Origin of the sequence: Rhodococcus sp. LB1, from assembly GCF_001583455.1 — a bacterium.
GTDB classification, from domain to species: Bacteria; Actinomycetota; Actinomycetes; order Mycobacteriales; family Mycobacteriaceae; genus Rhodococcus_F; species Rhodococcus_F opacus.
The window spans coordinates 1,762-11,578 of the sequence record NZ_LTCZ01000175.1 but is presented as its reverse complement, the minus strand read 5'-3'; the positions used below and the strand labels follow the sequence as shown (position 1 = coordinate 11,578).

At 65.6% G+C, this 9,817-nt stretch carries 12 protein-coding genes; 9 read left to right on the top strand and 3 right to left on the bottom strand.

What is annotated here, in order from left to right:
• The first annotated feature begins 55 nt into the window (after positions 1–55).
• From AZG88_RS23575 to AZG88_RS23570, 3 genes are read left to right on the top strand one after another with little or no spacing between them, the layout of a single operon-like run.
• Positions 56–445, top strand: a complete 390-nt coding sequence (locus AZG88_RS23575; RefSeq protein WP_061699392.1) for an Hsp20/alpha crystallin family protein — start codon at positions 56–58, stop codon at positions 443–445.
• A gap of 39 nt (positions 446–484) precedes the next feature.
• Positions 485–643, top strand: a complete 159-nt coding sequence (locus tag AZG88_RS52815; RefSeq protein ID WP_179443476.1) for a hypothetical protein — start codon at positions 485–487, stop codon at positions 641–643.
• 56 nt (positions 644–699) lie between these two features.
• Positions 700–1,134, top strand: coding sequence for a CBS domain-containing protein (locus AZG88_RS23570; protein WP_061699368.1), 435 nt, complete (start codon positions 700–702; stop codon positions 1,132–1,134).
• A 122-nt stretch (positions 1,135–1,256) separates the two neighbouring features.
• Here AZG88_RS23570 and AZG88_RS23565 read toward each other — a convergent pair whose 3' ends face one another.
• Positions 1,257–2,006, bottom strand: a complete 750-nt coding sequence (locus AZG88_RS23565; protein ID WP_061699367.1) for a hypothetical protein — start codon at positions 2,004–2,006, stop codon at positions 1,257–1,259.
• An 87-nt stretch (positions 2,007–2,093) separates the two neighbouring features.
• Positions 2,094–3,458 (bottom strand): wax ester/triacylglycerol synthase family O-acyltransferase, encoded by a 1,365-nt coding sequence (locus AZG88_RS23560; protein WP_061699366.1) that lies wholly within the window; start codon positions 3,456–3,458, stop codon positions 2,094–2,096.
• 251 nt (positions 3,459–3,709) lie between these two features.
• On the opposite strand from AZG88_RS23560, the gene AZG88_RS23555 reads away from it, so the two are divergent.
• The 6 genes from AZG88_RS23555 (at position 3,710) to AZG88_RS23530 (ending at position 9,164) form a co-directional block, all read left to right on the top strand.
• Positions 3,710–4,705, top strand: coding sequence for an Acg family FMN-binding oxidoreductase (locus tag AZG88_RS23555; protein ID WP_061699365.1), 996 nt, complete (start codon positions 3,710–3,712; stop codon positions 4,703–4,705).
• 305 nt (positions 4,706–5,010) lie between these two features.
• Complete coding sequence (locus AZG88_RS51960; RefSeq protein WP_156517597.1) at positions 5,011–5,160, top strand: hypothetical protein; 150 nt, start codon at positions 5,011–5,013, stop codon at positions 5,158–5,160.
• Between the two features lie 49 nt (positions 5,161–5,209).
• Positions 5,210–5,758, top strand: a complete 549-nt coding sequence (locus AZG88_RS23545; protein WP_061699363.1) for a PAS domain-containing protein — start codon at positions 5,210–5,212, stop codon at positions 5,756–5,758.
• A 302-nt stretch (positions 5,759–6,060) separates the two neighbouring features.
• Complete coding sequence (locus AZG88_RS23540) at positions 6,061–7,632, top strand: MBL fold metallo-hydrolase RNA specificity domain-containing protein (RefSeq protein ID WP_061699391.1); 1,572 nt, start codon at positions 6,061–6,063, stop codon at positions 7,630–7,632.
• An 83-nt stretch (positions 7,633–7,715) separates the two neighbouring features.
• Positions 7,716–8,591 carry a universal stress protein gene (locus tag AZG88_RS23535; protein ID WP_061699362.1) on the top strand — a complete coding sequence of 292 codons (876 nt, stop codon included), beginning with the start codon at positions 7,716–7,718 and terminating at the stop codon, positions 8,589–8,591.
• Positions 8,592–8,744: 153 nt separating this feature from the next.
• Positions 8,745–9,164, top strand: coding sequence for a hypothetical protein (locus AZG88_RS23530; RefSeq protein WP_061699390.1), 420 nt, complete (start codon positions 8,745–8,747; stop codon positions 9,162–9,164).
• Here AZG88_RS23530 and AZG88_RS23525 read toward each other — a convergent pair.
• A partial coding sequence (locus AZG88_RS23525) for a GNAT family N-acetyltransferase (protein WP_331712295.1) occupies positions 9,165–9,817 on the bottom strand: 653 nt, incomplete at its 5' end. It lies immediately after the preceding gene.

Sequence of the window (9,817 nt, the reverse complement as noted above, 5' to 3'; positions counted from 1 at the left end):
CCCCCGCCGCCCATACCAGGCCCTGCTCCCGTCCCTGCCGGACTGGTCCGACCTGATGGCCAGATTCGAGGCGATGCCGCCCTGGACCTCCCTCGAAGGCCACATGATCCGCGTCGAGGAACACCTCGACAAGGGTCGCTACACCCTGCGCGCCGAACTCCCCGGAGTCGACCCCGACAAAGACGTCGACATCAGCGTCCGCGACGGACAATTGACGATCAAAGCCGAACGCACCGAACAACACAAGGAAGGCACCCGATCCGAATTCCACTACGGGAGCTTCTACCGATCCATGCCCCTGCCGGCCGGTGCGAAGGAAGACGACATCGACGCCACCTACACCGACGGCATCCTGACCGTCACGATGCCGGTCACCGAATCCCCGACACCGGAAAAGCACGTCGAAATCACGAAAACCACACCCACCGGCGAAAAGACCACCTGACCGCCGGTTCGAACCCACTCGCGGCCCATCGAGGACAGCATGCCCAAGACGCTCATCTCCGTCATCGGAGCCCTGTGGCTCACCCTCGCCGCGATCGGCGCCTGGAGCACCATCGCCTTCGCGATCGCCGCGCCGGCCGCCGTCCTGCTGGGCACGTACCTGCTGGCCAGTGCCGTCACCGGCTCCAACGGCCACTGAAGCCTCAGCGCCGGACCATCAAAACAATTGCCTGCAACCTTTTGGAGATCACCACCATGACTACAGCAAGTGACATCATGCACACCGGTGCGACCTGCATCGGAGAACACGACACGCTCACCACCGCCGCGCAACGCATGCGCGAACTCGACGTCGGAGCGCTACCGATCTGTGGTGACGACGACCGCCTCCACGGCATCATCACCGACCGGGACATCGTCCTCAAATGCGTCGCCGCCGGCACAGATCCCAACACGATGACCGCCGGCGACCTCGCCCAGGGCAGCACCTACCACGTCGACGCCGCAGCCACCGTCGAACAAGTCGTCACCGTCATGGAAGAACACCAGATCCGCCGCCTTCCCGTCCTCGACGACCACCGCCTCGTCGGCATGATCAGCGAAGCCGACATCGCCCGCCACCTCCCCGAACACGCCGTCGGCGCGTTCGTCGAAGCCGTCTGCGCCCCGAAAGCACTCCCCAGCCACTGAAACCCATCACGATGAGGGGGCCCATAACAGCCCTCCGCCACGCCAGGCAGCCGACAACTCAACGCTCAGGACGCCGTGGCGCCATTCAGTGATCACGACGAATACGCCGTTGCAATCGGTCTCTACCTGCCCTCCGGCGGGAGTTCGTTGCCGCCGGGGGTGTCGGCGGCCCCGACGATCTGATCGACCCGCTCGTGGAAGATCCGCCAGCGTCGCTCGTTCTCGTGCGTGAGCACCGCGCTGCGAGCCGCGAGATCCGCGGCAAAATCGAGCATTTCCGAGGCCGAGAACAGATACCGCGGAACGACACGGTGCGCCCTGAGGTCCGCACGCAGAGCGGCCGGGGTGAAGTCGACCCGCCCGAGGATCGCGACCGCGCGGTCGAGGTTGCGGGCGATGAGTTCGGCCATCGACGCGCACTGCCAGTCGTTGCTCACGATACGGTGCCGTTCGGCCAGCAGATCCGCAAGTTCCGGGTAGCTCAGCAATGCCTCCAACATGTCCCAAGCCGCCGACATCGCCGACGCCAGCCACTGCCCGATCGCCCGGTTCGCCTCCCCTAGCGCGCTGAGATCACGTTTCAGATTCGTGATCTCCGCGGGCTCGCCACCGCCCTCCATGAACAGGATCCCGAGCGTCTCGGTGGCGCGATCATCGTTGAGGTCGGAAGCTCCCGCGAACGGGCTGAGGGACGTCTCACCGGACGGTGCGACTACCGACCACCGTTCGGCCAATGCCTTCAATGCCCGCGAGTTGCGTTGCAACCGGATCACGTCGTGAAATGGTGATTCGGAATAGAACTTCTCGTGTTCCCGGTGAAACCGTGCGAGGTTGCGCACCGTGAGCAGCAGCTGGTCTCGCTCCGTCTGCATCGTTCGAGCGTGGCACAGCGCGACAAGACATCGCCGTCGAATCGGCGAACTCTCGCATCGTCCGGCGTAATTCTCCTCGCGAGTGGATCAGCCCCGGTGCCGTGACGCATCGAGTGACCGCAGCATCTGTTCCATTCCGCGGGCGACCACGTCGACCTCGGGGCATACGGCACCGTCACCGACAACCGTGATCGTGAACTGCCCCGCATAGGAGAATGCGCCGGCACCCACCGAGATGTTTCCCATCAGGGCCACTACCGGGATGATTTCGCGCACGGCGGCCCCGAAGAGGTAGAGGGGGACGGGCGGGCCGGGCACGTCGGCGACGTACGTGTTCATCATTCGTTGCCGAGACAGCAGAGTCAGGGCAATCCACCGGACGGTCCGGCCGCCGACCACGGCCCCCCGGCGCGGACGGACACCCTGCTTACGGGTGGCGGTGTCGGCGGCTATCGACACCAGTCGGCGGACGGGATCGTCGATCGACAGCGGGAGCGGCACGATCATCTGCCCAAGCAGATTCCCGCGCGCCGGCCCCGGCAGCTCCCGATGCAGCGACACGGGCACGACCGCACGCAACTCGAGGTTGTCGACCGGTTCCCCTCGACTGCGTAACAGTTCACGCAGGCCACCGGCGAAGACGGCAAGCAGCACATCGTTGACTTTCACACCGTACCGATCGGAGATCCTCCGCATCGTTGCGAGCTCGGTTCGTACGACAGCGAACTCACGAGCAGTACCGATCGGCCGATTCAGGCTGCATCGCGGCGCCCGTCCCCCGGCGACCACCTCCCGCACCGATGCCCACGCACGCCGGGTACGACACACGATCGTCGCCGGCCGTGTACACGCCGCCAGCACACGAGCCACCGCGGCCCGGCGACGTCGGAGGTTGTCGACGATCAGCTCGTTCGCCGCCGGCACCGGGGCCGGCATCCACGGCTCGACCCGAGGAACCGGACCGTCGGGCACAGAGTCGAACAGTGCACCGAGCATTGCCACCCCGGCCGGGCCGTCGGCGATCACGTGGTGGACCCGGAGATAGACCGCGGTCCGGCCGCCCGTCAGGCCGGGTACGAACCACATCTCCCACAGCGGCCGGGAGCGGTCGAGCGGACGCCGACGCAACTCCTCGACCACCTCGAGTAGCCCCGCCTCGTCAGCGCGACGCACCGGCGGGACGGCACACACGTGGTCTCGAATATCGAAGGCTGCCGCATCCACCCACAGTGGCCGTCCCAGACCCCACCGAGGTACGTAGACCACCTGCCGCAGGCGCGGCGCCAGTTGCAACCGCGCCTCGATCGATGTCCGGACGTCGCCGAGTAGGATCCGCCCGTCCGTGTCGACGAGGTCACAGGCGTCGAGCAGGGCCACGAGACCGATGTCCTGCGACCACCCGGCCTCGTCCGGCCACAGAGTCATCACGTCCTGTGCGGTCAACCGCTCCATGAGCCTCACCCCATCAGTGCATGAACAGAACGTCCATCCCGGACCGACCACGACTACCACGGCCTCGCGAGTTGTCGTCCTTCGACCAGTGTCGATCCGGGAGTGCGCGGGAAAATAGGGTCACAGGTCAACGCCTACAGTCGTCACTCGATGACCATCGGCCCTAATCGTGAGCTCCCAACCGGCGAACACTGAAAACGGAATGCCCCGGGCCGTCAGAGCAACTCGGGCAGGCGGTCGAGGAGACGACTATGCAGCCTACTGTCCCCGATGACGATCTCATTCGGATCGCCGTCGGACTTGCCTGCCGAGCGCCGTCGGTACACAACACCCAACCGTGGCGGTGGCGTTATGACGGTGGTGTGCTCGATTTGTCTGCCGATTCCCGCCGCCGACTCGCCTCGGCGGACCCGTCGGAGCGGCAACTGGTGGTCAGCTGTGGAGCGGCCCTGCATCATCTGGGCACCGCATTGACCGCGCTGGGCTGGTTGGCCGACGTACGTCGCCTACCCGACCAGGCGAGCCCGTCCCATGTCGCCCAGATCCGGTTCCACCATTGCACCCGAAGCCCGCAGTCGCACGATCTCGATCTGGTTTCCGCGATTCGCCGCCGCTACTCGGATCGGGGCCCGTTTGATCCGGTCGATCCGAATGCACTGTCACCGGCCACGCTGAAGGACATGGTTCGCCGGCACGGCGTTCACCTGACGGTATTGCCGCACAGCGCCCGACCAGTGCTTGCGGCCGCCACCGAGCTCACCGCCGCATCCCGGCGGCTCGACCCCACCTACCAAACCGAACTCTACTGGTGGGCAGGACATTCCCTGCCCGATGACGGAATCCCGACAGAGGCACTGGCCACCGCAGACAATCAGGCCCGCGTCGACATCGGGCGCCGATTCCCCATCGGCTCCGACAGCGGTTCCATCCTCCATCCCGACCAAGCGACGGTGCTCGTCCTCAGCACCGACTGCGACGACCGTGGAGCGTGGGTGCGCACCGGCGAAGCCCTGTCGGCCGTACTGCTCGAAGCCACGGCCACCGGACACGCAACATGCCCGCTGACCCACATGACCGAGTTTCCGCAGAGTCGAAGAATGATTGGCAGCCTGCTGCCGGACTCGGGTATACCGCAAGTCCTGGTTCGAATCGGTTCGACCCACACGCAGGATCCTCCACGACAGACACCCCGCCGCCCGATCGAGTCGGTTCTCACCATCGTCCCGCGACCCGGTCAACGTTGCTGACCGGCAATTCCTTGGCGCGGAGATCGCACGGAGTGCGCGGACGCGGTTCGCAGTTCCGGCCGGGTGGGCGACTCCCACACCGCGCCCGGGTTGCGCAGCCGGGCAGTACCCTCGAACCCGGGAGGCGCCGGGGCACGGACCCGCATTCAGAGGCGGGCCGAACCAGTGACTCATTGCCCCCTGTGCAGCGCGGACCCCCGCACGTAATCCTTGCAGCGGGCGGTGGAGCACTCTATCGCCGATAACCGTCGGTGGCCGGCGGCCCCACCCGTCCCCGCGTCGATCTGAAAGATGCCGTCCTGGCGATGAGCAGTATCCGAATACCGAGCTTCCGGCGCCGCCCGAGGGCCGACGCGACCATCGGACGACCATCGGGCACCGGATCAACGTGGGTGGCGGCCAGCGCCGCCGTCCTCGTGTTGGGCTGTTTCGCGCTCGCCGCGGTGCTGATCTGACCCCCCGCGGTGGTGCCTCGCGCACCGCCCCGACCGGAGGCCTGAACATATGAGCAACCATCCGATACACCGGCTCGACCGACTCCTGCCACCCCTGCGATCGATCAGTAGCGAGGAGATCAAGACTCGCATCGACGCGATGCTCGCCGCCTCCGGTACCCCACGACGGTCGAAGCCGAGAGACGACAGGCGACGCCGGAATCCGGCGACCGCGGAGGATTACCTCGAGCAACTTCCCGCGCTCGTGTTGCTGCGACGGCTACCGGTGCCCGCTCTCACGGTGGACAGGCATGGCGTGATCTCGCATGCGAATCGGGCGCTGGAGCGGATGCTGGGTTACGGCGAGAGCGGGCTCGGTGGTGGTTCGGTCGCAGATTCCGTTGATCCGCAGTCGTCGCCGATCGGTGCCGAGGCGGTGGCCATCCTGCACGACTTCGCCGGGAAGGTGATCGAACTCGCGCATCAGGACGAGTTCGTCGTTCGTGCACTGGTGAGCAGGTCGGTACTGCTCCGGCACGACGATCCGATCACGCTCGTGTGCTTCGAGGACGTCACCGAACGACTGTGGGACGGCGGTCGGGATCGCGCCTCCGATTGAACGCCGGTGCACCTGGGACACCCCTCGCGCGAGCTCGACAGCTGCTGGTACGCCACCCCGCCGCTACTACGAGTAACTCACCCACGGCCTAGAGGTGACGGGAGACCCTACCGGCCCACCTTCCCTCCGATGTTCACTCGAATCGTGAAAGCCGTGCGATACAGGCAAGGGCACCGGACCCGGATGCTGGGAGCGAGTGCATCAGAGACTGGATGTCGTCGCTGCCTCGGCAGGGCAGCGTCGTGTCGTTCGACACCCGCGCGCTTCGGCCCGGAAGCCAGATCGAATACGAGGAGCCTCGCATGGCGAATCACGTGAACCTCACTTTTCACGGTGCTGTGAAGACAGTGACCGGCTCCTGCATGGAGATCGAGTCGGAGGGCACGCGCATCCTGGTGGACTGCGGCCTGTTTCAGGGATCGCGCACCCTCGAGACCTTGAACTTCGGTGTCTTCACCTTCGCGCCGGACACGATCGATGCAGTCGTTCTCACCCACGCGCACATCGATCATTGCGGCCTGTTACCCAAGTTGGTGGCGCAAGGCTTCGAAGGGCCGATCTTCTGCACTGACCAAACCTCCGACCTGCTGCAATACATGCTCGCCGACGCCGGGCGTATCCAGGAGTTCGAGGCGCAACACCGAAACCGACGACGCGATCGTGCCGGAGAGGCGACAATTGCCCCGCTCTACACCGAACAAGATGGGCTCACGGCGTGGCGGCAGACCCGTCCTGTGCCGTTGGAGGAATGGTTCGAACCCGCTACAGGCTTTCGAGCGCGGCTGTGGAATGCCGGTCATATTCTGGGCGCAACATCGGCTGAGGTCGACGTCGGGGGCGTGCTCCTGCTCTGTTCCGGTGACCTCGGTCCCCAGAACAAGGCGTTTCACGCCGATCCGGAGGGTCCCTCAACGTTGGACTACGTCATCTGTGAATCGACGTACGGCAGCCGAACCCGTGTGCGACTGAGCATCGACCAGCGACGTGACCTGTTGGAAGAGGAGGTCAACAAGGCCATTTCGCGGGGTGGAAATCTCGTGATCCCTGCCTTCGCGCTGGAACGAACGCAGGAACTGCTGCTCGACATTGCGTATCTCGCCGACGCGAACCGCATCCCTGACGTTCCGGTCTTCGTCGACTCACCGTTGGCCAACCGCGCGACCAGCGTCTTCGCCAGGCATGCAGGCGAACTCGAGGATCTCGGCGGCAAGGACATCTTCCACCATCCCGCGATCCACTATGTCGACGATGCTTCCGCCTCGATGCGGATCAACAGCATGTCGGGGGTCATCATCATTGCGGCCTCGGGAATGTGCGAGGCGGGACGCATCCGCCATCACCTCGCGCACAATCTGCATCGCCGGGATTCGACGATACTGTTCGTCGGATTCCAGGCCCAAGGCTCGCTGGGACGCGTCATCCTCGAAGGCGCACGTCACGTGAAAATTTCCGGCACCGACGTCGATGTGCGAGCCCATATTCGGCGGATCGACAGCTATTCCGCCCACGCAGATCAGGCCGAACTGCTGGACTGGATCAAGGAGCGGAAGCCAATCTCGGGCAGCCTCTTCCTGACCCACGGTGAACCGGGGGCAATCTCGGCGCTGACCGAACTGGCGTCGGAAGACGACCCTTCCCTTTCGATCATCACCCCGAACATCGGGGAGAGCTACCAGCTCCGGTCCGGCACCCCCGCGAAGCTGATCGGCACCGCCCGCACGGATGCTGCGCAACTGATCGGGCGCGACTGGCAGAACGACTACGCCGACTTTGCGGTGAGCCTCAAGCGTCAACTCGCCCAGATCCCGGATGCGATGAACCGCCAGAAGGCCGTCGCGGAAATGCGCAAAGTTCTGGAACGGTACCGAATATGAGGACCTTCTCCCCTACGGCGCCGATCACGGCTGCGGCGACGATGGTGGGGACCGGATGATCCGTGCAATCCCGAGGAGACATCATGACCGCCCGCCGCCCGATCGTCGTCGGAGTCGACGGATCGCCGTCGTCCTCGCAGGCCGTAGCGTGGGCGGCGCACGAAGCCGTGCTGCGGAGTGCACCGCTGACGCTGGTGACCACCAGGTACGTCCCCGGCGCCTACGGTGCGCCGATCGGGGTGCCCGCCAGCTTCTTCGAGGAGGAGGAACTGGAAGGCAAGAAACGACTCGTCCGGGCCGAGGAGGTGGCCACCCGGGCCGTACCGGGGCACACCCTCGAGGTCGACACAGCGTTCTGCATGGGCGCTCCCTCCGGTGAGCTGATCGAGCGGTCGAAGTCTGCCTTGATGGTGGTCGTCGGTGCGAACCGACACGGAATCCTCGACCGGGCGATGCCGGGATCGGTCAGTGCGGCGGTCGTGACGCACACACACGCACCAGTCGCTGTCGTGCGGGGCCTGCCGCACACCGAGATCAACGACGTTTCGGGGCCCGTCGTGGTCGGTGTCGACGGCTCGGCGAACAGCGAGCCGGCGATCTCGGCGGCGTTCGAGGAGGCGGCATTGCGGCAGGTCGAACTTGTCGCGGTTCACGCCTGGTCGGATATCGACCTGTACGCCCCGTTCCCCAGCGACGTCGACTGGGCGCAGGTCGAAAGCCGCGAGCGGGCGATACTGTCCGAGAGCCTGGCCGGTCGCGCCGAGGACTTCCCCGACGTGCAGGTCCGGCCGGTTGTGGTCATGGACCAACCTGCTCGGAATCTGCGTGAGCAGGCCGAGCGGGCGCAACTGCTGGTGGTCGGGAGCCGTGGGCGGGGTGGATTCGCGAGCATGCTGCTGGGTTCGACCAGCAGAGCATTGCTGCACACCGTCACGTGTCCCCTACTCATCGTCCGTTGAGCGCTCCGGAGTTCCGCGACGTAGGCCTGCCCGTGTCCGCGCGGGCCCGACGACAGAGGTCGGACGACCTGGCAGGCGAAGCACGGGATCAGCGCGCCACAATCCGGGTCGACACTGGTTGGTACGCAAGGATTCTGGAGGAAGGTGGTGCCGATGAGCGAGCACGGAGAGACGCACCGATACAGCTTGTTTCACGCGGCGATGGACGAATTGGTCGAGGGAACACGCGCCGTGGCCCGCCTCATGGGAACAATGGGAGGCGAGGCGGTCAGCGCAATACCTGAGCCCGTCGCGGTACCGGTAACCCGAATGCTGGAGTCGCTCCAGACGTTGGTCGAGCTGGCCCCACCGTTGTCCGCGCAGTTCGACGTCGTGGTCGAGGAACTACACGCCCAGCGGTTGACAGTGCAGGCATTGCAAGCAGAACTGTCAGCATTCGACCATCAGATGGAAGTAATCGAGCAGGCACTGGCACCCCTGCAGAGCTGGACCCATCAGTGGTCCCGTCTGCGTCAATCGCTGATCCAGACACCACACGCGGATGCACCGGAACCCCGCTTGCCGGAGAACTGATCACGGCCGATGTCCGGAGCCAGCGGCGGTGGTCGGACCAGCAGCTACGTTCAGAGACTGCCTTTTCGGATGGCCCGGCCTGCGGTTCCTTCCCTGCGGAATGTCGGGAAGGTCGGGGTGCAACTCCCGGTGAGACACCAGCTCGAGGTCGAAATGCACCGCGGCACCGTGATGGTGCAGCGCGTCGGTCCAGCCCTGTTCGGTGATGATCGCGAGCATGAGGGTGTTCTCCGCAAGGATCTCGGCGGTCAGGTGTGCCACACCGTGGAAGAAGGCGGCGATTCCGAGTTGCCGGACCAGCGTGGTACCGATGCCGTGTTGTTGTTCGTGCCGGGCCACGGTGAGTGCAATTTCGGCGCTGATGTGTCCAGGAGTGGTGTCGGTGACGACGTAGTTGGCGACGCCGACGAGTTCGTGAGCTTCGAAGGCGCCGAGCGCGAGATGCGCGTAATCCTGTCGGCAGAGCTGGGCGAACTCGCCGAGGTGTTTCGGGCGCGGAGCGAAGAAACGCAGGTGGGCGTCCTGGGCGGACATCTGCTGGTGCAGTCGCACGACCGCGTCACGGTCGCCTGGGCCGAGGGCGCGGATGGTGACGCCGCGGATCGCGGTCTCAGTCGCTGACGTGGGAGCCGTCCTGGTATGGGCGGCGGGGG